The following is a 23,415-nucleotide window of genomic DNA, read 5'->3' as shown; positions in this document are numbered from 1 at the left end:
CGACGACCATTGCGTGCATTCGCCGCGTGCCACGATTGTGCGTACCGATCGTGACACGCGGTGAACGCCTGAATCAGTTGAAATCGCTTTCGAGGAACGGCGCGCGCTTGACGGCCTGATCGAGCGTAACCAACGTCTCGAGCAGATCGGCCATGCGATGCAGCGGCACGGCGTTCGGACCGTCCGACTTGGCTTCAGCCGGATTCGGGTGCGTCTCCATGAAGAGCCCCGACACGCCCACCGCCACCGCGGCACGCGCCAGCACCGGCACGAACTCGCGCTGACCGCCCGAACTCGTGCCCTGCCCGCCCGGCAACTGCACCGAGTGGGTGGCGTCGAACACGACCGGCGCATTGGTTTCGCGCATGATCGCGAGCGAACGCATGTCCGACACGAGGTTGTTATAACCGAACGACACGCCGCGCTCGCACGCCATGAAGCGGTCTTCCGACAGACCCGCTTCGCGCGCGGCATCGCGCGCCTTGTCGATCACGTTCTTCATGTCGCCCGGTGCGAGAAACTGGCCTTTCTTGATGTTGACCGGTTTGCCCGAACGCGCGCAGGCGTGGATGAAGTCCGTTTGGCGGCACAGGAAAGCCGGCGTTTGCAACACGTCGACCACCGAGGCGACCTGCTCGATCTCGTGCTCGGCGTGAACATCGGTCAGAACCGGCAGACCGAGCTGACGCTTCACTTCCGACAGAATCCGCAAGCCTTCGTCCATGCCCAGACCGCGGAACGACTTGCCGCTGCTGCGGTTGGCCTTGTCGTACGACGATTTGTAGATGAACGGAATATTCAGCTTCGCGCAGATTTCCTTCAGCCGGCCGGCTGTGTCGATCGTCATCTGTTCGGATTCGACGACACAGGTGCCTGCGATCAGGAAAAACGGCTTGTCGAGCCCGATTTCGAAATCGCCCAGTTTCATGCTTTCTCCCCGACTGCGACCGGCGCTTGCGCCTCGTGATGCGCAAGCGCTGCTTCGACGAACGACTTGAACAGCGGATGCCCGTCACGCGGCGTGGACGTGAATTCCGGGTGGAACTGCACGCCGACGAACCACGGGTGCATGCTGCGCGGCAATTCCATCATTTCCGGCAGATCTTCGCTCGGAGTACGGGCGCTGATGATAAGGCCGCCGGCTTCGAGTTGGGGCACGAAGCGGTTATTGACTTCATAACGGTGGCGATGGCGTTCGTTCACGTCCTTGCCGTAAATCTCTTCGGCCATGGTGCCGGGCTTGATCGGGCAACGTTGCGAACCGAGGCGCATCGTGCCGCCCAGATCGGACTCTTCCGTGCGCTTCTCGACGCGGCCTTCGCGGTCGTACCACTCGGTGATCAGCGCGACCACGCGGTTCGGCGTTTCCTGATCGAACTCGGTGCTGTTCGCGTCTTTCAGACCGACCACGTCGCGGGCGAATTCGATCACGGCGAGTTGCATGCCGAGGCAGATGCCGAGATACGGCACCTTCGCCTCGCGTGCATAGCGGATCGCGGCGATCTTGCCTTCCGTACCGCGACGGCCGAAGCCGCCCGGCACCAGCACGGCGTCCAGATGCTTGAGGCTTTCGACGCCCTGCGTCTCGACCTCTTCCGAATCGATATATTCGATGTTGACCTTGGTCGACGTATGCATCGACGCATGGCGCAGCGCTTCGATCAGCGACTTGTACGACTCGGTCAGATCGACATACTTGCCGACCATGCCGATCGTGACTTCGTGCTTCGGATGCTCCAGCTTCTCGACGAGGTCGGACCACATGGACAGGTCCGCGGCCTTCGGCGCGAGCTTGAGTTCTTCGCAGATGATCGCGTCCAGACCCTGATCGTGCAGCATCTGCGGAATCTTGTAGATGCTGTCCGCGTCCCACACGGAGATCACGGCGTCTTCCGGCACGTTCGAGAACATGGAGATCTTGGCGCGCTCGTCGTCCGGAATGCGGCGGTCGGCACGGCACAGCAGCACGTGCGGCGAGATGCCGATTTCGCGCAGCTTCTGCACGCTGTGTTGCGTGGGCTTGGTCTTCAGTTCACCGGCCGTGGCAACCCAGGGCACCAGCGTGAGGTGCACGAAGCACGCGCTGTTGCGGCCCATGCGCAGGCTCATCTGACGCGCGGCCTCGAGGAACGGCAGCGATTCGATATCGCCCACGGTTCCGCCCACTTCGACGATGGCGACGTCCGGCTCACCGCACGTCGCGGAAGCCGCGCCGCGTTCGATGAACGCCTGGATTTCATTCGTGATGTGCGGGATGACCTGCACCGTCTTGCCGAGATAATCGCCGCGGCGTTCCTTGCGGATCACCGATTCGTAAATCTGGCCCGTGGTGAAGTTATTGGCCTTGCGCATCTTCGTGCTGATGAAGCGCTCATAGTGGCCAAGGTCGAGGTCGGTCTCCGCTCCGTCTTCCGTCACGAACACTTCGCCGTGCTGAAACGGGCTCATCGTGCCGGGGTCGACATTGATGTAGGGATCGAGCTTGAGGAGGGTGACTTTAAGACCGCGCGATTCGAGGATCGCGGCGAGGGAAGCGGCGGCAATACCCTTGCCGAGGGAAGATACTACGCCGCCGGTGACGAAAACATATTTGGTCATCGCTGGATGCTCGCGGGAAAAACGGATTATACCGTAAAGCAGGGCCCCAACCCCAGCAAAATCCTGGCGGCATCCACACGTGCGCGCGCCGCGGCGGCGGCCGTTGCCGCGATGGGATCATGCACCGTTTCCTGCGGCGCGTACCGGCGCGGCGCGCCATGGCCGGCGTCGCGATGCATGGCTGAGGCTGCCCGCCGTCGCCGTCGGCGCCCACGGCCCCACCAACGTCGGCGCGTGCGTTCGCGTCAGCCGCGCTGCTCCAGTTCATGCAACATGCTTTGCACCGCGCGCGCGGTTTCGACGGGTTTTTCCATCGGGTAAAGATGACTGCCCTCGATCCATTCCACATGGCCGCCGGTCGCGCGGCGGGTGGCGTCGAGACCGGCCTGGCGGATTTCCTTCGACCGCGTGCCGGCGATGAAGCCCACCGGCACCGGCGCGCCCCGGGCGAGCCGCGAGCCGAGCGTGTGCGGCAAGGTCTTGTAGATCTGATATTCGGTACGACGGTCGAAGGCCAGCGAGCGCGAGCCGTCGGGCGAAGTCTGCGGAATGCCGAAGTCGATGTAGTCGGACAGCATGCGCTCGTCCCAGCGCGCGAACGCGGGCTTCGAATGGAAATGACGCCACGCTTCGTCGCGGCTCGCCCACTGGGTGCGTCGCGTACGGGTCGCGGCCGCGGGCGAGAGCCGCTCGTCGAGGCCAGTCCATTGCGACACGCGCAGCATGCTGCTGCGCCAGCCGGCGATCACCGGCGAATCGAGCATCACCACGCCTCGCACCCATTGCGGCTTCTTGAGCGCGGCCATCAACGAAAGATAGCCGCCGAGCGAATGCCCCACCAGCCACACCGGCTGCTCATACGTCCTGCGGATGTCGTCGAGCAACTGTTCGACCAGATGCGGCCAGTCCTGCGTCACCGGAAAGCGCGCGTCGTGGCCGATCCGTTCGATGAAGCGCAGTTCGTAGTCGTCGGCAAGCTCGGCGAAGATCGTGCGGTAGGTCGATGCCGGAAAGCCGTTCGCGTGCGAGAAGTGGATGATGTTTTTCAACTGCGGCTGTCTCCGTTCTGTTCTTGCGTGCGGGGCATGGCACGCACCTGCGTGCAATCAACACGCCCGGCGCGTGTTTCTTCTACCTGTGCGGCCGGCGCCTCACCCAATAACCGGTCAGCGATCCATCCAGTAGCGGCGCTGCGTGTCCCGATAGCGCTCGAGCGTGACAGTGGCGCTGCTGCCGGCGGCCCGATTCGTCTCGCCGGCCGGCCTCACCTCGATCCGCACCGCACCGTCCGTATCGCTGCGCCCGAGTTCGATCCGCCGCGCCTTGTAGCGCTCGAACACACCCGCATTCGGATGATGAAAACGGTTGCGATAGCCTACCTGAAATAGCGCGATGAGCGGGTCGATAGAGTCGAGGAACGGCTCGGTCGACGAAGTCTTGCTGCCGTGATGCGGCACGACCAGCACCTGCGCGCGCAGCGCCTTGCGATCGCGCGCGAGCAGAACGCGTTCGACGGGCGCCTCGATGTCCGCCGTCAACAAGGCCGTCATGCGCGGTGGCACTGTGTGGATACGTCCGGGCGGCGGGCTCGCCGCAACCGGCAACGTGCTGACCCGCAGCACGCAGCAATGCGCATTCGGCTTGCCTTGCAGCGGACCGGCGTCCGGCCAGAGCATCGCGAACTCCACGCCGTCCCATTGCCAGCGCTGGCCAGCCGCGCAAGGCAGTGTCTGGGCGCCGCGTTGCTTCGCGTTCGACCACAGCGCATTCGACGGCGCCAATGCCGCCACCATTTGATGCACCGCGATCGCCTCCAGCACGGCGGGGGCGCCGCCCGAATGGTCGGAGTCGGCGTGGCTCACTATCAACGTGTCGAGCGCCGTCACGCCATGCGCCTGTAAAAACGGCACGACCACCCGCTCGCCCGCGTGAGTCGATTCCGGACCCGGTCCGGTATCGAACAGCAAAGTGTGATGCGCCGTTTCGACCAGCACCGAGGTGCCCTGGCCGACGTCCAGCGCGGTCAAACGGAAACTGCCGTGCGGCGGTCCGGACGGTGCGGGTATCAGCAGCGGCAGCCACGTCAGCGGCGCGGCCCAGCGCAGCGGCCAGCCGTGTGGCGCCAGACACCAGAGCACGCCCACTGCCGCCGCGGCCAGCGTCCACGGATCCGGTTGCGGCAGACGCCAGAGCGTCCAGGCGGGGCCGGAAAGCGCTTGCAAGCCCACGGTCAGCAGCGCCAGCAAAGCGTGTGCGGCGTGCCAGGCGTACGCGTCGAGCGGCGCCGGCAACGCGACGCCCGCCAGCACCGCGGGCGTGACCAGCAGGCTCACCCACGGAATCGCAAAGGCATTCGCGAGCGGCCCGATCAACGGAATCTGCGCGAACCAGTAGACGGTCAACGGCGCGAGCGCGACCGTCACGGCGAACTGCACCTGCGCGGCACCGCGCAGCCGCGCGCCTGCATCGCGCAAACGGCGGCGCAAGACAGAACCCAGTCTCGACAAGCGGCCCGCCGCCGCGCCATCCTCGGCTGTTTCGTCGCGGCGCTGTTCGTGATCCTGCACATGCGGCCGCCCGGACATGGCGTACAGAATCGCCGCCACCGCGCAGAACGACAACCAGAATCCCGCCGACACGACCGCCCACGGATCGATTATCAGCACGAGCCCCAAGGCCCACGCGAGCACCGCCGAGCGCGCTACATTGCGCCCGCTGATAAAAGCGAGCGCGACGACCCCCACCATCCACAGCGCGCGCTGCGCCGGCACATTAAAGCCGGCCAACGCGGCATGCAGCGCGGCGAACAGCGCGCCGCCCGTCACCGCGACGACTTGTGCCGGCAGCCGCAACGGCCAGTTGCGGCCGATCCATCCGGAGCGTCGCCACAACGCGCCCGCCAGCCAGCCCGCGAGGCCCGCGACGAAGCCGATATGCAGCCCCGAAATCGCCACCAGATGACTCGTGCCCGTGCCGCGCATCAGCAGCCAGTCCGCGGCGCTGACTTCGTCCTGCGCGCCGATGGCGAGCGCCACGACGATCCCCCGATGCGGCGCGTCGGTCAGCACCGTGTCGATCCGCTCGCGTAACGCGGCGCGCCAGCCGTCCACCGTGACGCCGACGCCGCGCGCTCTGCCTGGCAATCGCACGGCATGAGCCGGGGCGCTCACATAACCGGTGGCGCGAACGTTGCGCGCAAGCAGAGTCGCCTCAGCATCGCGCACGCCGAAATTGGCATTGCCGTGCGGGCGCTTGAGCCGCACGGTCAGCCGCCAGCGCGAACCGGGTTCGAGCAAAGGCGGCGGCGCATCTTCGGCGATCCACGAGAGCTGGATCACGCGCGGAAAAGCGTCGATTGGCGCTTCAGCCGACTCGACGTCGAATAGAAAACGCGCGCCGTTTTCATCGCGTGACGGCAAGCCCTTGATACTGCCGACGACCTCGATATCACGCCCTTCCCATTCGTTCGGCAAGCTCACCGCGAGGCGCAGGTCCGCGCGTATGGCTGCGTAGCCGAAGCCCACGCACATTGCCGCGCACCACACGGCGCCCCAGCCTGCGAAGAAACGCACACGCCGGCCGAAGCGGATGCGGTGTAAAAGCGAAGCGAGGGTCGCCGCACACGGGCGCCGGCTATCCTCGCCCAAATCCCACACCGCCACCACGACCGCTGCGCAAGCCAGCAACACCAACCCGCACAACACCGTCCAATCCGGTAACGCCGCCTGCCGTTGCAGCGCGATCACGCCCAACGCAAATCCACACCACCATGCCCGCATCCGCCCTCCGCCAGCAATCGCCGGACGATGGACCACCCGGCGCGCAGGCGTGAGCGAGCCCGCCAGGCGTGGGTATCGCCCGGCGCGAACCACTCAGACCATCGGGCTTAATTATGCAGAGGAAAGTGCCAGCCGAGGCAGCGCGGCGAGCGCGTTAGCCGTTGTGCCTAGGGCGGCTTCGTCGGCGGCCATGCCGCGTAGCTGCGCGAGGCCCGCGCCGATTGCGGGAATCTGCTCCGGCGTGTTGCGCTGCTTGTAGATCCACGACGGCGCGATGTCCGGCGCATCGGTTTCGACGACCAGCGCGTCGAACGGCAACTGCTCGGCAAGACGGCGAATCTGCCGTGCGCGCTCGAAAGTCAGGTTGCCGCCGAAGCCGAGATGCATGCCCTGATCGATATACGCCTGAGCCTGCTGAAAACTGCCGTTGAACGCATGCGCGATGCCGCGATGAATCTGATGCCGCCGCAGTCCCTTGATCACCTGATCCTGCGATTTGCGCACATGGCAAATCACCGGCAGATCGAACTCACGGGCGATCTGCAACTGGCCGTTGTAGAAGAATTGCTGGCGCGCGTCGTCGAGACCGTCGACGAAATAATCGAGTCCGATCTCGCCGATGCCGACAAACAGCGGATCATCGAGACTCGCCTCGATTTCCATGCGCAGCAGATCGAGATCGCTTTCCTGCGCGCGAGGCGTGAACAATGGATGAATGCCAAGCGCGTACGCACCGCCCTCAACCTGGCGTGCCAGTTCACGCACCGCCGCGAAATTCTGCCGCCCGATCGCCGGAATCACGATTCGCCCCACGCCCGCGCGGTGCGCCGCCGCCGCGACTTCCGCGCGGTCGGCGTCGAATTCCGATGCGTCGAGATGACAGTGCGTATCGATCCACATGACATGCCTCGCTAACGGCGCAACATCGGCAAACGAAGGCGGGCCATTTAAACCGGCACCGGCGGCTCTTCGTGCAGCACGCCGTCGCGCAGCCGCATGATGCGGTCGCAACGTCCCGCGAGTTCGGGATCATGCGTGACGATCACGAAGCTCGTGTCGAGCGTTTGCGACAGTTCGAGCATCAGGTTGAAGACGGTGTCGGCGGTGCCGCCGTCGAGATTGCCAGTCGGTTCATCGGCCAGCACGCAGGCGGGTTTAGTCACCAGAGCGCGCGCAATCGCAACGCGCTGACGCTCGCCGCCCGACAACTCGCCCGGCCGATGCTTCGCGCGATGCCCCATGCCGACGCGCTCCAGTACCGCGAGCGCCTCGCGGCGCGATGCTTCGGTCGTCATGCGGCGAATCCGCAGCGGCATCGCGACGTTATCGAGCGCGGTGAATTCCGGCAGCAGATGATGGAACTGATACACGAAACCCAGCGCTCGATTGCGCAGGTCATTGCGTTCGCGCTCGGAGAGCTTGGTGAACGGCTTGCCCATCACCGACACATGGCCGGCGCTCGGATCGTCGAGGCCGCCGAGCACGTGCAGCAGCGTGCTCTTGCCCGACCCCGAGGCGCCGACAATCGCCAGCTTCTCGCCGCGCCGCACGCTCAGCTCGGTGTTGTTGAGCACCGTCACGTTCAGACCGCCCTGCACGAACGACTTCGAAATGCCGGTTGCTTCCAGCACGTAGGGATGCGGCACGGTGTCGGAAGAAGCCATGGATAAGTTAGCGGAACGGTCATTCATAGCGCAGTGCCTCCGCGGGACGGACTTTGGCACCACGCCAGCTCGGGTACAACGTGGCCAGCGCGGACATCACGAAGGCGATCACGCCGATTCGCGCGACGTCGGCCGGAACCAGTTCGGACGGCAGTTCGCTGATGAAATACACCGACGGCGGCAGAAACTGCACGCCGAGCAGATGCTCGATCATGGGCACGAGCCACGGAATGCTCCACGCGATCAGGCAGCCGAGCGCGACGCCGGTCGCCGTGCCGATAAAGCCGATCGTCACGCCCTGCACCACGAAAATCTTCATGATCGAGCCGGGCTGCGCGCCGAGCGTGCGCAGAATCGCGATGTCGGCCTGCTTGTTGGTCACGGTCATTACCAGCGAGGACACCAGATTGAACGCCGCCACCGCGATGATCAGCGTGAGGATGATGAACATCATGCGTTTTTCGATCTGCACCGCGGAGAACCACGTCTTGTTCTGCTGCGTCCAGTCGCGAATGTATAAATCGCCGGACAGCGTGCGCGCAAGCTGATGCGCGACTTCCGGCGCGCGCTGCATGTCGGTCAGGCGCAGCCGCACGCCGGTCGGCGCCGGCAGCCGGAAAAGCGCCTGCGCGTCCTTGATGTTGATCAGCGCGAGCGTGCTGTCGTATTCATAGTGCCCCGACTCGAAGATGCCCACCACCGTGAACTGTTTCAGCCGGGGCAGCATGCCGGCGGGTGTGATGGTGCCTTCCGGCGCGACCAGCGTGATCTTGTCGTTGACCGTCACACCGAGATTGGTGGCGAGGTCGGCGCCCAGCACAATGCCGAAATCTCCCGGCACCAGCGCGTTCAGACTGCCGCCTTTCATCTCCTTACCGATGTCGGATACCTGCGGCTCCAGCGACGGCTCCACGCCGCGCAGCGCCACCCCGCTCACCACGTCCTGGCGCGTGAGTAACGCCTGCGCTTCGACATATGGCGCCGCGCCGATCACTTCCTTGTTCTGGCGGGCTTCCTTCGCGGTCAGCTCCCAGTTGGGCATCGAGCCGGTCGGCGAAAAGATTTCGACGTGCGCGAGCACCGACAGCATGCGGTCGCGCACTTCTTTCTGAAAACCGTTCATCACGGACAACACGACGATCAGCGCCGCGACACCGAGCGCGATGCCCGACATCGACACGAGCGCGATGAAGGAGATGAAGCCGTTACCGGTCGTGCGTTTGCCGGCGCGGGTGTAGCGCCAGCCAATCTGCCATTCGTAGGGAAATTTCAAGCGAATCCTTTTCTGCGTTTTTCGGCTTTGTGCCGCGCACGAAGGCGTGATGCGCCTCTTCGTGCGGCCCGAGCGTCGTGATCATTGGTGTCGTTGCGACGCGGATGGTTCCGGTACGACGCGCCGTTGCGTAGCAATGCGCGCGCCACCGCGGTGCGCGGCGTTTGGGAGGCATGGTTCTGCCGTTGCCGACATCGCTGCCACCACTAATCACGCGCGAAGTTTGCCATACAATGCGGCCCGCTCGCGCAAAGGCAGTGTGGACCGGGCTCTGCACAGAAACGCCGCTGCGAGCGCTCAGGCAGACCCGGCGGCTGCCGTCGTGAAACGGGCCGGCTTTGCCGTGCGGGCCTCAGGCGCGGCGCCGCTTGCATCTAACGCAGGTTGTAACGCCCGCGCAACTCGTTGATGATGCCCGCGGCGGCACTGTTGGCGGCGTCACGCACGTCGGCGTCCTTACGGTCGCGGTGCAGATGACTGATGTCCCAGTTGCAGCCCGTCTCGTCGTCCACCGTTTCGTGAAAGCCGGTCGGGATCCAGCCGGCCGTGGCCGGGTTTGCATCGAGCGCCTTGACGACCAGTGCTAGCAACTCCTGCTCGGTTTTGAGTTCACGCGACATGCCGGTCTCCTCGTCATGTGCGCGGTGCCGCCGCGCGCGGCTGCTGTTCCGGCGGCCGGCCGGCGGCGAACCCGGAGGTCCGCTGCCGCCGAGCTTCGTCGAGCGGATGCGGATGCTGATGGTCGGAATACTCGCACTCTTTGCCCTACAATGCGCAGCATCATGCTCGCCAACCGTCTCCATCTTCTCCTGCCCTTCGCGCTGCCCGCCGCAGCGGACGCCTCCACCGCCCTTCACGACATCCGCAGTCCGGCCCTCGACCGGCTGATCGCGCGCGCGACGCTGGTGGAGCGCGTGGTGGGTGAAGACTTTCAGCGCACGCTGCCGCACGAGCGCTGGGTGGCGCGCCAGTTCGGCGCGCTGCCGAGCGGCGCGGCGGCCGCCGACGAAGCGCCGCTCGCGCCCTACATGCTACGCGCCGACGGCGGCGAGCCCGGCACCGCGACATGGGCCTGCGTGCAGCCAGTACACGTGCGCATTGCGCACGATCATCTGGTGCTGATCGACCCGGCCTCGCTCGACCTGTCCGACGAAGAAGCCGGCGCGCTGCTCGCCGTCGCGCGGCCGTTGATCGAGGAACTCGGCGTGCGTATCGAAGCGCCGCGGCCCGCGCGCTGGTATCTGTCGGGCGACGGCTTCGGCACGCTCGCCGGCGCGTCGCCGTTGCGCGCGAGCGGGCGCAACATCGAAATCTGGCTGCCACACGAGGCGCATTCCGGCGAACGTTCGCGCGCGTGGATGAAGCTGCAGAACGAAGTGCAGATGGCGTGGTTCGAGCATCCGGTCAACGAAGCGCGCGAGGCGCGCGGCCTGCCGGCCGTCAACTCGATCTGGTTTCACGCGCAGGGCGCGGTCCAGCCGGTACGCAGTCCGTTCGCACGCGTGTTCTCCCATGCAGCCGCTACGCGCGGTCTTGCGCTGACCGCCGGAGTTGCGGCCGGCACGCCGCCGGCCTCGTTCGGCGCGCTGGCGTCGCTCGCGGGCAGTGCGAACGGCGCCACGCACGCGGGCGCGAGCATCACGCTGGTCGAACTCGATCCATTCTCCGCGCCCTACATCGAGCAGGATTGGGCGCGCTGGAACGACGCGTTCGCCGCCATGCAGATCGACTGGTTCGAACCGGCGCTCGCCGCGCTGCAATCCGGCGATCTGGCCGAACTCGGCCTGACCTTGTGCGGCGACACCGGCTCGGTCACGCTCTCGGTCACGCGCGGCGACCTGCGTAAATTCTGGCGGCGGCGTGTGCTCGCCTCGCTCTTCATCGAATAACTGATTGCATGACTCAACGAATGATTCAACGAATGATTCAACAAATGACACGCGGCCTCTCCGAATGACTCGAATCGTTACGCGCGCCTGTTCTCCCGTCGACGCCGAAATCCTCACGCGCCACGGCCTGCATCCGGTGCTCGCGCGCCTGTACGCATCGCGCGGCGTGTGCATGCCTGACGAAATCGAAACCGGCCTCGCGCGGCTCGTGCCGCCGGTCGCGCTCAAGGGTTGCGAAGACGCCGCCGCCTTGCTCGCCGACGCGATCCAGCAGAACCGCCGCATGCTGGTGGTCGCCGACTACGACTGCGACGGCGCCACCGCCTGCGCGGTCGCCGTGCGCGGCCTGCGCATGTTCGGCGGCCGGATCGAGTATCTGGTGCCGAACCGTTTCGAGTACGGCTACGGTCTGACGCCGGAGATCGTCGCGCTGGCGGCCCGCAATGCGTCGGGCAAACCGGATCTGCTGATCACGGTGGACAACGGCATCGCCAGCGTCGATGGGGTGGAGGCGGCCAACGCGCTCGGCATCGACGTGCTGGTTACCGATCACCATCTGCCCGGCGACGAACTGCCGGCCGCGCGCGCGATCGTCAATCCGAACCAGCCGGGCTGTACGTTCCCTAGCAAGTGCATCGCCGGCGTCGGCGTGATGTTTTATGTGCTGCTGGCATTGCGCGCGGAATTGCGCCGACGTGGCGCCTTCAACGACGCGTTTCCCGAACCGCGCCTCGACGGCCTGCTCGATCTGGTCGCGCTCGGCACGGTCGCGGACGTGGTCAAGCTCGACGGCAATAATCGCGTGCTGGTCGCGCAAGGTTTGCAGCGCATCCGCAAAGGCAAGATGCAGCCGGGCATCGCGGCATTGTTTCGCGCTGCCGCGCGCGACGCCCGCAATGCATCGGGCTTCGACCTCGGCTTCGCGCTCGGGCCGCGCCTGAACGCGGCGGGACGGCTGTCGGACATGTCGCTCGGGATCGAATGCCTGACTACCGACGACATCGGCCGCGCATGGGATCTCGCGCAGCAACTGGACACGATGAACCGCGAACGCCGCGAGATCGAAGCCGGCATGCAGCAGCAGGCGCTCGAAGACCTCTCGGCGATCAATCCCGATGGCGCGACCACCATCACGCTGTTCAATCCGAGCTGGCATCAGGGCGTGATCGGCATCGTCGCCGGCCGATTGAAGGAAAAATTCCACCGGCCCTCATTCACCTTCGCGCTCGCCGACGACAGCGGCCAGACCGTCAAAGGTTCGGGCCGCTCCATCTCGGGCTTCCATCTGCGCGACGCGCTCGACCTGATTTCGAAGCGCGAACCGGGCCTGATCGTCAAATTCGGCGGCCACGCAATGGCTGCGGGCCTCACGCTCGCCGCCGCCGACGTGCCGCGCTTCACCGCGGCGTTCGAAGCGGTCGGCCGGGAATGGCTCTCCGAAGACGCGCTCTCGCGCACCGTGGAAACCGATGGCGAACTGGAAGACGCGTACTTCACGCCGCAATTCGTCGAAATGCTCGACGCCGCCGTGTGGGGCCAGGGCTTTCCGGCACCGGTGTTTTCAGGCGAATTCGACATCGCCTCGCAGGCGCTCGTGAAGGACAAGCACCTGAAGCTGCAACTCGTGCGCGGACGCCAGCGTTTCAACGCGATCTGGTTCAATCACACCGACACCCTGCCCGCGCGCACCACGGTCGCCTATCGCCTCGCAAGCGACACGTGGAACGGCGTCTCGCGCGTGCAACTGATCGTCGAGCACGCGGCGAGCTAAGGTGGCCAATTGAAAAGCCCGGTTGAACCGGGCGCGTTGCAATCGCGAACTGGCGCGCAGACTTCACGCGACGAATGCAGCCGATGAGTCGACGCCGGCGCGTCAGGCGACCTGCGGACCGCGCCGGCGTCGCCGCACCGAAAACCTCGAAAATCTCCGCAAAATCAACCGCCAACACGCGCCGGATCGCTCAACAGCCTCCGGCGCGGCGTGCCGATCGGCTATAATTTCCCCTTTTTACGAAGCTATAAAAGATCGACATGGAAGCGGAACGTCTCAACGCGATCGAAGCCTCACTGGCGGACCTGCGCAATCGCGCGGACTCGCTACGGGGGTATCTTTGACTACGACGACAAAGCACTGCGTCTAATCGAAGTCAACCGGGAACTCGAAGACCCGGACGTCTGGAACGACTCGAAGCACGCCCAGGCTCTCGGCCGGGAAAAGAAGCTGCTCGACGACACCGTCGGCAAACTCACGTCGCTCGATAACGACCTGCGCGACGCGCAGGACCTGTTCGACATGGCCCGCGAGGAAGACGACGAGGAAACCCTCCTCGCCTGCGAAGCCGACGCGCAAGGCATCGAACAGCGTGTCGCCGACATGGAATTCCGCCGCATGTTCGCGAACCCGGCGGATCCGAACAATGCCTTCCTGGACATCCAGGCCGGCGCCGGCGGCACCGAGGCGTGCGACTGGGCGTCCATGCTGCTGCGCCAGTATCTGCGCTACTGCGAGCGCAAGGGCTTCAAGACCGAAGTGCTGGAACAGACCGACGGCGACGTCGCGGGCATCAAGAACGCCACCATCAAGATCGAAGGCGAATACGCGTACGGCTTCCTGCGCACCGAAACCGGTGTGCACCGCCTCGTGCGCAAGTCGCCGTTCGACTCGTCGGGCGGCCGTCATACGTCGTTCTCGTCGGTGTTCGTGTACCCGGAAATCGACGACTCGATCGAAGTCGACATCAACCCGGCCGATCTGCGTATCGACACGTACCGCGCGTCCGGCGCGGGCGGTCAGCACATCAACAAGACCGACTCCGCGGTGCGTATCACGCACATACCGTCGGGCATCGTCGTGCAGTGCCAGAACGACCGTTCGCAGCACCGCAACCGCGCCGAAGCCATGGCCATGCTGAAATCGCGCCTGTACGAAGCGGAAATCCGCAAGCGTCAGGAAGAGCAGGACAAGCTCGAAGCCGGCAAGACCGATGTGGGCTGGGGCCATCAGATCCGCTCGTACGTGCTGGACAACAGCCGTATCAAGGATCTGCGCACCAACGTCGAAATCAGCAATACCAAGAGCGTGCTCGACGGCGACCTCGATCCGTTCATCAGCGCCAGCCTGAAACAGGGCGTCTAAGCGCAACCGGCGCGGCGTGCAAGGCCGCGCCGCGGCTTCGCCTCTGGTTCATCGCTGCTTCGCTGTTCTCGCTGTTTCCTTACACCGCCTGAGGTTTTTTACTGACTGGCCACCCGCATGCGCGCCACGCCCCTGCGGGCCACCGAATATCAGATCACCATGACCGAACCGACCCAGCCCAATGCGGCCCAGCCTAATGTCGTGCCCGAGGTGGACGACAACAAGATCATGACCGAGCGCCGCGAAAAGCTGCGCGAACTGCGTGAGCAAGGCGTCGCCTATCCGAACGATTTCCGTCCCTCGCATCACGCCGAAGATCTGCAATCGCAGTTCGAACACTCCGACAAGGAAGCGCTCGAAGCGAATCCGCTCGAAGTCGCGATCGCCGGCCGCATGATGCTCAAGCGCGTGATGGGCAAGGCGAGCTTTGCGACCGTGCGCGACGGTTCCGGTCAGATCCAGTTCTTCATCACGCCCGCCGACGTCGGTCAGGAAACGTACGACGCCTTCAAGAAGTGGGACATGGGCGATATCGTCGCGGCGCGCGGCGTGCTGTTCCGCACCAACAAGGGCGAACTCTCGGTGCGCTGCACGGAGCTGCGTCTGCTGTCGAAGTCGCTGCGTCCGCTGCCGGACAAGTTCCACGGTCTCGCCGACCAGGAAATGAAGTATCGCCAGCGTTATGTCGATCTGATCGTCACGCCGGAAACGCGCAAGACTTTCGTCGCGCGCACCAAGGCGATTTCGTCGATCCGCAACTTCATGGCGAAGGCCGATTTCATGGAAGTCGAAACGCCGATGCTGCACCCGATTCCGGGCGGCGCGGCGGCCAAGCCGTTCACCACGCACCACAACGCGCTCGACATGCAGATGTTCCTGCGTATCGCGCCGGAGCTGTATCTGAAGCGTCTGGTGGTCGGCGGCTTCGAGCGCGTGTTCGAGATCAACCGTAACTTCCGCAATGAGGGCGTGTCCGTGCGCCACAATCCGGAATTCACGATGATCGAGTTCTACGCGGCGTACACGGATTACAAGTGGTTGATGGATTTCGTCGAGCAGCTGATCCGTCAGGCGGCCATCGACTCGCTCGGCACCGCCGCGATCACGTATCAGGGCCGCGAGCTCGATCTGGCCAAGCCGTTCCATCGACTCACGATCACGCAGGCGATCCAGAAGTACGCGCCGCAATACACGAACGAGCAACTGGCGGACAGCGCGTTCCTGCGCACCGAGTTGAAGAAGTTCGGCGTGGATGCGTCGCAGCCGCAGTTCCTGAACGCGGGCGTCGGTTCGCTGCAACTGGCGCTGTTCGAGGAGACCGCCGAGTCGCAATTGTGGGAGCCGACATACATCATCGACTACCCGGTCGAAGTGTCGCCGCTCGCGCGCGCGTCGGACGCGCAGCCGGGCATCACCGAGCGTTTCGAGCTGTTCATCACGGGCCGCGAGATCGCCAACGGCTTCTCGGAGCTGAACGATCCGGAAGACCAGGCCGCGCGCTTCAGGAAGCAGGTCGACCAGAAAGAGGCCGGCGACGAAGAAGCCATGTTCTACGACGCGGACTACATTCGCGCACTGGAATACGGCATGCCGCCGGCCGGCGGTTGCGGCATCGGCATCGACCGTCTGGTCATGATGCTGACTGACAGCCCGAGCATCCGCGACGTCATTCTGTTTCCGCATCTGCGCCGCGAAGACTGAGACTTGCGTTGTTCAAGGCATGTGCAAACGCCCGGCTCCATGCCGGGCGTTTTTTTGCGTGTGCTGTGTCTGGCGGCCGCCCGACGGTTTGTAACCAGCGGTAAAAGCTGCCGGTCGTGCGATGATGCGACTGCCGACGTTCATCGCGCTCGCGCTGGCCGGAAGCGGCGCCCCGCCGCGGCGCGCGGCTGTGATGCGGCGCCGGCGCGATGATTGCCTGGAAATCGTTACAAATTGAAACCCTCGCGGAATCGATTTATCCGACACTTTGTCTTACTAAAAGTCGACTCTGTTGAAGACGGAGGCCAAAAATGGACAATCCCAACACGCAACCCACCACTCAATCCGCGCAACCCGCGCCGCAACGCCGGATTCACCCGCTCGTCGCGACCGCTGCCGGCGCGGTGATCATCGCCAGCCTCGCCGCCACGGCGGCTGTCACTGGGTTGTTTTCGAAGGCGTCCGGCACCGGCGCGCAAAACGATCAGACGCAAACGGCGCAGGTCGCCACCCAGACCACGCCACCGGGCGTAGTCGATTCGGCGGCGCCCGCGAATCCGGCGGCGCAGCAACAAGCTGCCCAGCAGCAGGCGGCGCAACAGCCGCAACCCGCGCCCGCCAGGACGCAGGTCCCCGCACAGCAACCGCAATACGCGCAGCAGCAACAGGCGCAGGCGGCACCTAACTATGCACAGCAACCGCCGCCGCAACCCGCATACTGCTCGACTTGCGGCACGGTCGAGGCCATCTCGGCGGTACGTCAGGAAGGTCACGGCACCGGCATCGGCGCGGTCGGCGGCGCAGTGGCTGGCGGCGTGGTCGGCAATCAGTTCGGCAGCGGCAACGGCCGCACCGCGATGACGGTTCTCGGTGCGCTGGGCGGCGGCCTTGCCGGGAACTCGGTCGAAAAACATATCCGCAGCACCACGTCGTATTCGGTGCGGGTGCGCATGGAAAACGGCAAGACGCGTTACTTCACCTACCATGAAGCGCCGCCGTTCCAGCAAGGTCAGCGCGTCAGGGTTCAGAACGGAACGCTCGTGGCGAGCTGACCGCACGCAGGTAGACTTTCCGCCAGACGCAAAAAAGGCGATTCCAAATGGAATCGCCTTTTTCTTTTGCCGCAACCGGGAAGCGCGACCAGATGGCTGACCGGTGCCGCAAAATTCAGTGACGCTCAGTAATCGGCGTCTTCAATCCATGCAGCCTGAATCGCCTCGAGGATCTTTTCGTTCGACCGGTTAGGATCGTCGTCGAATCCTTCCAGCTCGGTGACCCAACGGTGCAAGTCGGTGAAGCGCACCTGTTGCGGATCGATGTCCTGGTGCTTGTCAGTCAGGGCCATCGCGATGTCTTGCGTATCGGTCCACTTCATGGCTGCATCCTCCTGTTAGTGATTTTCCTTCGCGTGATTGATCGAGTAGCGAGGGATTTCGACAACCAGATCCTGCTCAGCCGGCACCAAGGCCTGGCACGACAGGCGCGAGGCCGGTTCGAGCCCCCACGCCTTGTCCAACAGATCGTCCTCGTCTTCCTCCGACGGCGTCAAGGCGGCGAAACCCTCACGCACGATCACGTGACAGGTCGTGCAGGCGCACGACTTCTCGCACGCGTGCTCGATTTCAATGCCGTGTTCGAGCAGGTTGTCGCAGATGCTCTTGCCGGGCACGGCATCGATCACCGCGCCTTCCGGGCACAGTTCGACGTGAGGCAGCACAACGATTTGAGGCATACATTTTCCGTTTGGGTCTGCGGCACGGCGGCCGCAAACAGGCTCCGTACCATTTTACTGGCGCCGCGCGGACTTTTTAAGTCCACGCGGCGCGATTCGGTTTTTTGCGGCGGCCTCTTGCAAGTCAAGGCCGCCTGCCGCTAGCGCAGGCTCAGATCTCGTCGAGCTTGCGGCCGGCGAGCGCGCGGCGAATGCCTTTGTTCATCCGGCGGGCGGCGAATTCGTCGGTGCCTTCGGCTAGCGTTTTGGTGGCGGCTTCGATCGTGTCGACGTCGTCGCTTTGCGCGACGTTGCGCAATGCATCGCGGAGCTTGTCGAGTTCGGCGCGTTCGCTGTCGTCGAGCAGTTCGGCGTCGGCGGCCAGGGCGGCGTCGGTGGCTTCCAGGAGACGGCGCGCTTCGACCTGCGCTTCGCGCAGTGCACGCGCGCGCATGTCGACTTCAGCGGTCGCGAAACTGTCTTCGAGCATGCGGGCGATGTCGTCATCGGCGAGACCGTAGGACGGCTTGACCACTACCGACGCTTCCACGCCCGAGCCCTGTTCGCGCGCGAACACGGACAGCAGGCCGTCCGCGTCCACCTGATAGGTCACGCGAATGCGTGCCGCGCCGGCGGCCATCGGCGGAATGCCGCGCAGCTCGAAGCGCGCAAGCGAGCGGCAGTCGCTGACGAGCTCGCGCTCGCCTTGCACGACGTGGATCGCCATGGCCGTCTGGCCGTCCTTGAAGGTCGTGAAATCCTGCGCTCGCGCGACCGGAATCGTCGAATTGCGCGGGATGATCTTTTCGGTCAAGCCGCCCATCGTTTCGACGCCGAGCGAGAGCGGAATCACGTCGAGCAGCAGCCACTCGTCGCCGTCCGCACCGCGGTTGCCCGCGAGCAGATCGGCCTGGATCGCGGCGCCCAGCGCGACCACCTGATCGGGGTCGAGATTGATCAGCGGCGGCTGGCCGAAAAACGCCTCGACCGCGCGGCGAATCACGGGCATGCGCGTCGCGCCGCCGACCAGCACCACGCCCTTTATTTCCTTCGTCGTGACCTTGGCGTCGCGCAGCGCCTTTTTCGTCGGGCCGAGCGTGCGCTGCACTAGCGCCTGTGTGATGGCTTCGAAAGTGGCTTCGTCGATCGTCAGATCGAGCTGAGCGCCGTTCGAAAGCGTGGTCTGCAGCTTCGCACTCGGCGCGTCGGACAAGGCCTCCTTGGCCTCGCGGACGCTGTCCAACAGCAGGCGTACATCTTCCGGTGCGAGCGTTTGCGGCGCGATACCCGCTTGCTCCAGCACATGGCGATACAGCGCGTGATCGAAATCGTCGCCGCCAAGCGCGGAATCGCCGCCGGCCGCGAGTACTTCGAATACGCCCTTGGTGAGCTTGAGAATCGACAGATCGAAGGTGCCGCCGCCGAGGTCGTACACGGCGTACAGACCCTCGGAACCGTTGTCGAGGCCGTAGGCAATCGCGGCCGCGGTCGGTTCGTTCAGGAGACGCAGCACGTTCAGGCCGGCCAGACGCGCCGCGTCTTTGGTCGCCTGACGCTGGGCTTCGTCGAAGTAAGCCGGCACCGTGATCACCGCGCCGACCAGTTCGTCGCCGAGCGTGTCTTCGGCGCGCTGGCGCAGCGTCGCCAGGATTTCGGCCGACACTTCGACCGGGCTCTTCACGCCGTCGACGGTGCGAATCTGCACCATGCCGGGCGCGTCGATGAAATCGTACGGCGCGTTTTCGGCGCCCTCCACTTCCGCCTTGCCGCGCCCCATGAAGCGCTTGACCGAGACGATCGTGTTGCGCGGATCGCTCGCCGCCTCAGCCTTGGCCGTGCGGCCGATACGTCGGCCGCCTTTTTCGAGGTAACGCACCACCGACGGCAGCAGCGCATGGCCGTCGGCGTCGGGCAGCACGTCGGGCACGCCGCTGCGCACGGCGGCGACGAGAGAATTGGTGGTGCCGAGATCGATACCGACCGCCAGACGCCGCTGGTGGGGCGCCGGCGCCATGCCGGGTTCGGAGATTTGCAGTAGGGCCATCTGGATCTTCTCGGGGCCGCTCGGCCCCGTCCTGAATTTTCGCGTTGCTGGATGAAATGCTACGGCTCTTCTGGCGGGCATCGCCGCATTCGTGGCGCGCCCGCTAGTTCTCGAGCCGCTCGATCTGCGTGCCGATTTCCGACGCCACCCGCTCGATGAACATCAACTGCCGCACTGCCTCGCCGGCCGCCTGATTCGCGCCGCTATCGAGCAACGCGCCGAGCTTGTCGAAACGCATGCGTTCTTCGTCGCGCAGTTCGGTGAGCAAGGCGTCGAGCGCGTCGACGTTCTTTGCCGCGGCCGCGTCTTCGATGCCTTCGCGCCATTCCATCTGCTGCGTGAGGAACGCCGGCTCCATCGCCGTATTATTCTCCGCGCCCACGTCGATGCCGCGCAGATGCAACAGATACGTGGCGCGCTTCAGCGGATCGCGCAGCGTCTGATACGCCTCGTTGGTCCGCGTCGCCCATTGCATCGCAATGCGCTTCTGCGCGTCGCCGGCCGCTGCGAAGCGGTCCGGATGCACTTGCGCCTGGACCGTGCGGTAGGCGTGATCGAGCGCGGATGCGTCGAGCGCGAATTGCGCGGGCAGATCGAACAGGTCGAAGTGGCTGTCGTTCAGCGAGGCCATCGGATAAAAGAAGTCCGTTCAGGAAAGCGCACCGGAGTGCAGTCTAAAAGCGCGGTCTTGCGACGAATTGGCGGCGGTACATGCAGCACCGGCACAGGCGAATTCGCGGATCAAATTAAAAAGGCGGCACGCGCCGCCTTTGATCCGCTGCACGCGGAATGTCCCGATTTACACGCGGAACGATTCGCCGCAACCGCATTCGTCCTTCACGTTCGGGTTGTTGAACTTGAAGCCTTCGTTCAACCCTTCACGTGCGAAGTCGAGTTCGGTGCCGTCGATATAAGCGAGGCTCTTCGGGTCGACAATGATCTTCACGCCGTTGCAATCGAACACTTCGTCTTCGGGCGCGAGTTCATCCACGTACTCGAGCTTGTAAGCCAAGCCGGAGCAACCTGTTGTACGCACGCCGACGCGCAAGCCGACGCCCTTACCGCGCCGGATCAGATACTTCTGGACGTGCTGTGCTGCCTTTTCGGTCAACGTAATTGCCATAGCGTTTCTCATTGCGCAATGCGTGCGGGTCATACCTCTACCTGCTCACGCGCTGCTACCCTGCCTGCGTCAAATATCGTTCGTGCCGGACGGCCGGCGTTAATTCGCGCCGTCGTCCGTTTCGATTTACCTGAAACCGCGCCGCAACCGCCGCTTGATCAAGCGTGCTGCTTTTCGTCCGCGACGACCGCTTCACCGTGGCGTTGCTTGTAGTCGGCGACCGCTGCCTTGATCGCGTCTTCCGCGAGGATCGAGCAGTGGATCTTCACCGGCGGCAGCGCCAGTTCTTCGGCGATCTGCGTGTTCTTGATCGACATGGCTTGATCGAGTGTCTTGCCCTTCACCCATTCGGTGACGAGCGAGCTCGATGCAATTGCCGAACCGCAGCCATACGTCTTGAACTTCGCGTCTTCGATGATGCCGTCCGCGCCCACGCGGATCTGCAGCTTCATCACGTCGCCGCACGCGGGCGCGCCGACCATGCCGGTGCCGACTGCATCGTCGTCTTTCGCGAAGGAACCGACGTTGCGCGGGTTTTCGTAGTGGTCCAGAACCTTGTCGCTATAAGCCATGATGACACTCCTTGATTCGTTTCAACCTGCAATTCGTGCAGTTAGCAATTCGATAAATTCGACGTTGTCCAAACGGCGCGTCAGTGCGCTGCCCACTGGATGGTCGAAATATCGATCCCGTCCTTATGCATTTCCCATAGCGGCGACAAATCGCGCAGCTTCGAAATCTTGGTCTTCAGCAGGTTGATCACGTAGTCGACGTCCTGCTCGGTCGTGAAGCGGCCCACCGTGAAGCGGATCGAGCTATGCGCCAGCTCGTCGTTACGGCCGAGCGCGCGCAACACATACGACGGTTCCAGCGAAGCCGACGTACAGGCCGAGCCCGACGACACCGCTACATCCTTGACCGCCATGATCAGCGATTCGCCTTCGACGAAATTGAAGCTGATATTCAGGTTGTGCGGCACACGCTTTTCCATGTCGCCGTTCACATACACTTCTTCCATTTGCGACAGGCCGCGCAGCAGACGATCGCGCAGCATGCGGATGCGTTCGTTTTCCGTCGCCATTTCTTCGCGCGCGAGACGGAACGCTTCGCCCATGCCGACGATCTGGTGCGTGGCCAGTGTGCCCGAACGCATGCCGCGCTCGTGACCGCCGCCGTGCATCTGCGCTTCGATACGGATACGCGGCTTGCGACGCACGTACAGCGCGCCGATGCCCTTCGGACCGTAGGTCTTGTGCGCCGAGAACGACATCAGGTCGACCTTCAGCTTTTGCAGGTCGATTTCGATCTTGCCGGTGGCTTGCGCCGCGTCGACGTGGAAAATGATGCCCTTTTCACGAGTGATCTCGCCGATCGCCTCGATGTCCTGGATCACGCCGATCTCGTTGTTCACCGACATGACCGACACCAGAATCGTGTCCGGGCGCAGTGCCGCCTTGAATTTTTCCAGGTCGATCAGGCCGTCGTCCTTGACGTCCAGATACGTGACTTCGAAGCCTTCGCGCTCGAGTTCGCGGCATGTGTCCAGCACGGCCTTGTGCTCGGTCTTCACCGTGACGATGTGCTTGCCCTTGCTCTTGTAGAAGTGCGCGGCGCCCTTGATGGCCAGGTTGTCCGACTCCGTGGCACCCGAGGTCCAGATGATTTCGCGCGGATCGGCGTTCACCAGCGCGGCGACATTCTCACGCGCTTCTTCGACTGCGCGCTCCGCCGCCCAGCCATACGAGTGGCTGCGCGATGCGGGATTGCCGAACTGCTCGCGCAGATACGGAATCATCTTGTCCACCACGCGCGGATCGATCGGCGTCGTCGCGCTGTAGTCCATGTAGATGGGCAGATGGAGAGTGTCGTTATTCATCAATTGCTCCGGGGACGTCATGTGCTCTGGCTTCTGGGTTTCTTACTGGCTGCGGTGACTGCTCGATACCGCGCCTAGGACCCGGCCATGTTGAAAACTGAATTCGGCCCTTTCGGCGCCACGCGGACGGGTTCGACCGCCGGCGCTTCGTTGCGCCTGTCGCGTATCACGGCCGGCGCGCCTTCCCGCGAGCGCTGCTGATCGACCAGATCCTTCAGGGACACCGAATCGAGGTACTCGACCATTTTCTGGTTCAGCGTGGACCACAGCTCGTGCGTCATGCAGTGGCCGTCGTGCTGTTTGGTGCCCTCGCACGAACCCTTGCCGCCGCATTGGGTGGCGTCGAGCGGCTCGTCGACCGCGATGATGATGTCGGCCACCGTCACGTCTTCAGCGCGGCGGGCCAGATTGTAGCCGCCGCCCGGTCCGCGCACGGACTCGACGATTTCATGACGACGCAGCTTGCCAAACAGCTGCTCGAGGTACGACAGGGAGATGTGTTGGCGCTGGCTGATACCCGCAAGCGTCACCGGGCCCTGCTCCTGGCGCAGTGCCAGGTCAATCATCGCCGTGACGGCGAAACGGCCTTTCGTGGTGAGTCTCATATGGTGTGGGAACCGC

21 protein-coding genes are annotated in these 23,415 nt (G+C 64.4%); 5 read left to right on the top strand and 16 right to left on the bottom strand.

Going from position 1 to position 23,415, the window contains the following annotated elements; all coding sequences use genetic code 11:
- Positions 1-73: 73 nt before the first annotated feature.
- The 8 genes from kdsA to B0G73_RS07690 form a co-directional block, all read right to left on the bottom strand.
- Positions 74-928, bottom strand: coding sequence for a 3-deoxy-8-phosphooctulonate synthase (gene kdsA / locus B0G73_RS07725; protein WP_106279467.1), 855 nt, complete (start codon positions 926-928; stop codon positions 74-76).
- Entirely contained in the window at positions 925-2,598 is a 1,674-nt protein-coding gene (locus B0G73_RS07720) for a CTP synthase (protein ID WP_106279465.1), read from the bottom strand. The genes kdsA and B0G73_RS07720 overlap by 4 nt, the downstream gene beginning before the upstream one ends.
- A 245-nt stretch (positions 2,599-2,843) precedes the next feature.
- Positions 2,844-3,647 carry an alpha/beta fold hydrolase gene (locus B0G73_RS07715; RefSeq protein ID WP_106279463.1) on the bottom strand — a complete coding sequence of 268 codons (804 nt, stop codon included), beginning with the start codon at positions 3,645-3,647 and terminating at the stop codon, positions 2,844-2,846.
- Positions 3,648-3,764: 117 nt separating this feature from the next.
- Positions 3,765-6,377 carry a DNA internalization-related competence protein ComEC/Rec2 gene (locus tag B0G73_RS07710; protein ID WP_106279461.1) on the bottom strand — a complete coding sequence of 871 codons (2,613 nt, stop codon included), beginning with the start codon at positions 6,375-6,377 and terminating at the stop codon, positions 3,765-3,767.
- Between the two features lie 111 nt (positions 6,378-6,488).
- The gene (locus B0G73_RS07705; RefSeq protein ID WP_106279459.1) at positions 6,489-7,277 is read right to left on the bottom strand and encodes a TatD family hydrolase; all 789 of its coding nucleotides are present in this window, start codon (positions 7,275-7,277) and stop codon (positions 6,489-6,491) included.
- A 47-nt stretch (positions 7,278-7,324) separates the two neighbouring features.
- Complete coding sequence (lolD, locus tag B0G73_RS07700) at positions 7,325-8,068, bottom strand: lipoprotein-releasing ABC transporter ATP-binding protein LolD (RefSeq protein ID WP_106279458.1); 744 nt, start codon at positions 8,066-8,068, stop codon at positions 7,325-7,327.
- The gene (locus tag B0G73_RS07695) at positions 8,061-9,314 is read right to left on the bottom strand and encodes a lipoprotein-releasing ABC transporter permease subunit (RefSeq protein ID WP_106279456.1); all 1,254 of its coding nucleotides are present in this window, start codon (positions 9,312-9,314) and stop codon (positions 8,061-8,063) included. Before B0G73_RS07695 ends, lolD begins: the two co-directional genes overlap by 8 nt.
- Before the next feature lie 374 nt (positions 9,315-9,688).
- Complete coding sequence (locus B0G73_RS07690) at positions 9,689-9,934, bottom strand: hypothetical protein (protein ID WP_106279454.1); 246 nt, start codon at positions 9,932-9,934, stop codon at positions 9,689-9,691.
- Between the two features lie 150 nt (positions 9,935-10,084).
- Here B0G73_RS07690 and B0G73_RS07685 point away from each other — a divergent pair, with 150 nt between their 5' ends.
- From B0G73_RS07685 to B0G73_RS07665, 5 genes are all read left to right on the top strand, one after another.
- Complete coding sequence (locus tag B0G73_RS07685) at positions 10,085-11,203, top strand: regulator (RefSeq protein ID WP_106279452.1); 1,119 nt, start codon at positions 10,085-10,087, stop codon at positions 11,201-11,203.
- A gap of 64 nt (positions 11,204-11,267) precedes the next feature.
- Positions 11,268-12,974, top strand: coding sequence for a single-stranded-DNA-specific exonuclease RecJ (gene recJ, locus B0G73_RS07680; RefSeq protein ID WP_106279450.1), 1,707 nt, complete (start codon positions 11,268-11,270; stop codon positions 12,972-12,974).
- Between the two features lie 260 nt (positions 12,975-13,234).
- A protein-coding gene (gene prfB / locus B0G73_RS07675; RefSeq protein ID WP_106279449.1) for a peptide chain release factor 2 occupies positions 13,235-14,339 on the top strand; the annotation gives its coding sequence in 2 pieces (ribosomal slippage) (positions 13,235-13,315 and positions 13,317-14,339; 1,104 coding nt in all).
- A gap of 159 nt (positions 14,340-14,498) precedes the next feature.
- Positions 14,499-16,040, top strand: a complete 1,542-nt coding sequence (gene lysS / locus B0G73_RS07670; RefSeq protein WP_106279778.1) for a lysine--tRNA ligase — start codon at positions 14,499-14,501, stop codon at positions 16,038-16,040.
- 311 nt (positions 16,041-16,351) lie between these two features.
- Entirely contained in the window at positions 16,352-17,092 is a 741-nt protein-coding gene (locus B0G73_RS07665) for a glycine zipper 2TM domain-containing protein (protein WP_106279447.1), read from the top strand.
- Between the two features lie 125 nt (positions 17,093-17,217).
- Here B0G73_RS07665 and iscX read toward each other — a convergent pair whose 3' ends face one another.
- From iscX to iscR, 8 genes are all read right to left on the bottom strand, one after another.
- The gene (gene iscX, locus B0G73_RS07660) at positions 17,218-17,415 is read right to left on the bottom strand and encodes a Fe-S cluster assembly protein IscX (RefSeq protein ID WP_007181290.1); all 198 of its coding nucleotides are present in this window, start codon (positions 17,413-17,415) and stop codon (positions 17,218-17,220) included.
- A gap of 15 nt (positions 17,416-17,430) precedes the next feature.
- Complete coding sequence (gene fdx, locus B0G73_RS07655) at positions 17,431-17,772, bottom strand: ISC system 2Fe-2S type ferredoxin (RefSeq protein ID WP_106279445.1); 342 nt, start codon at positions 17,770-17,772, stop codon at positions 17,431-17,433.
- A gap of 151 nt (positions 17,773-17,923) precedes the next feature.
- Positions 17,924-19,795, bottom strand: coding sequence for a Fe-S protein assembly chaperone HscA (gene hscA, locus B0G73_RS07650; protein ID WP_106279443.1), 1,872 nt, complete (start codon positions 19,793-19,795; stop codon positions 17,924-17,926).
- 103 nt (positions 19,796-19,898) lie between these two features.
- A complete protein-coding gene (hscB, locus tag B0G73_RS07645) occupies positions 19,899-20,426 on the bottom strand; it encodes a Fe-S protein assembly co-chaperone HscB (protein ID WP_106279441.1) in 528 nt (175 codons plus the stop codon).
- 168 nt (positions 20,427-20,594) lie between these two features.
- A complete protein-coding gene (gene iscA, locus B0G73_RS07640; protein ID WP_035546490.1) occupies positions 20,595-20,918 on the bottom strand; it encodes an iron-sulfur cluster assembly protein IscA in 324 nt (107 codons plus the stop codon).
- A 158-nt stretch (positions 20,919-21,076) separates the two neighbouring features.
- The gene (gene iscU / locus B0G73_RS07635; protein WP_007181285.1) at positions 21,077-21,490 is read right to left on the bottom strand and encodes a Fe-S cluster assembly scaffold IscU; all 414 of its coding nucleotides are present in this window, start codon (positions 21,488-21,490) and stop codon (positions 21,077-21,079) included.
- A gap of 80 nt (positions 21,491-21,570) precedes the next feature.
- On the bottom strand, positions 21,571-22,794 hold the full coding sequence (locus B0G73_RS07630) for an IscS subfamily cysteine desulfurase (protein WP_106279439.1): 1,224 nt from the start codon (positions 22,792-22,794) through the stop codon (positions 21,571-21,573).
- Between the two features lie 74 nt (positions 22,795-22,868).
- Complete coding sequence (iscR, locus tag B0G73_RS07625) at positions 22,869-23,399, bottom strand: Fe-S cluster assembly transcriptional regulator IscR (protein WP_012433568.1); 531 nt, start codon at positions 23,397-23,399, stop codon at positions 22,869-22,871.
- Between the last annotated feature and the right edge of the window lie 16 nt (positions 23,400-23,415).

The sequence above is a fragment of the Paraburkholderia sp. BL25I1N1 genome, from assembly GCF_003002025.1.
In the GTDB taxonomy this organism is placed as follows: Bacteria; Pseudomonadota; Gammaproteobacteria; order Burkholderiales; family Burkholderiaceae; genus Paraburkholderia.
This window is presented reverse-complemented; position numbering and strand designations above follow the sequence as displayed.

Coding starts and splice junctions, on each gene's coding strand:
- B0G73_RS07685 (WP_106279452.1), top strand. CDS start 10,085: ATGCGCAGCATCATGCTCGCCAACCGTCTCCATCTTCTCCTGCCCTTC.
- B0G73_RS07720 (WP_106279465.1), bottom strand. CDS start 2,598: ATGACCAAATATGTTTTCGTCACCGGCGGCGTAGTATCTTCCCTCGGC.
- iscA (WP_035546490.1), bottom strand. CDS start 20,918: ATGGCAATTACGTTGACCGAAAAGGCAGCACAGCACGTCCAGAAGTAT.
- fdx (WP_106279445.1), bottom strand. CDS start 17,772: ATGCCTCAAATCGTTGTGCTGCCTCACGTCGAACTGTGCCCGGAAGGC.
- iscR (WP_012433568.1), bottom strand. CDS start 23,399: ATGAGACTCACCACGAAAGGCCGTTTCGCCGTCACGGCGATGATTGAC.
- hscA (WP_106279443.1), bottom strand. CDS start 19,795: ATGGCCCTACTGCAAATCTCCGAACCCGGCATGGCGCCGGCGCCCCAC.
- B0G73_RS07665 (WP_106279447.1), top strand. CDS start 16,352: ATGGACAATCCCAACACGCAACCCACCACTCAATCCGCGCAACCCGCG.
- B0G73_RS07690 (WP_106279454.1), bottom strand. CDS start 9,934: ATGTCGCGTGAACTCAAAACCGAGCAGGAGTTGCTAGCACTGGTCGTC.
- B0G73_RS07710 (WP_106279461.1), bottom strand. CDS start 6,377: ATGCGGGCATGGTGGTGTGGATTTGCGTTGGGCGTGATCGCGCTGCAA.
- recJ (WP_106279450.1), top strand. CDS start 11,268: ATGACTCGAATCGTTACGCGCGCCTGTTCTCCCGTCGACGCCGAAATC.
- lolD (WP_106279458.1), bottom strand. CDS start 8,068: ATGAATGACCGTTCCGCTAACTTATCCATGGCTTCTTCCGACACCGTG.
- B0G73_RS07630 (WP_106279439.1), bottom strand. CDS start 22,794: ATGAATAACGACACTCTCCATCTGCCCATCTACATGGACTACAGCGCG.
- hscB (WP_106279441.1), bottom strand. CDS start 20,426: ATGGCCTCGCTGAACGACAGCCACTTCGACCTGTTCGATCTGCCCGCG.
- kdsA (WP_106279467.1), bottom strand. CDS start 928: ATGAAACTGGGCGATTTCGAAATCGGGCTCGACAAGCCGTTTTTCCTG.
- B0G73_RS07705 (WP_106279459.1), bottom strand. CDS start 7,277: ATGTGGATCGATACGCACTGTCATCTCGACGCATCGGAATTCGACGCC.
- iscU (WP_007181285.1), bottom strand. CDS start 21,490: ATGGCTTATAGCGACAAGGTTCTGGACCACTACGAAAACCCGCGCAAC.
- lysS (WP_106279778.1), top strand. CDS start 14,499: ATGACCGAACCGACCCAGCCCAATGCGGCCCAGCCTAATGTCGTGCCC.
- iscX (WP_007181290.1), bottom strand. CDS start 17,415: ATGAAGTGGACCGATACGCAAGACATCGCGATGGCCCTGACTGACAAG.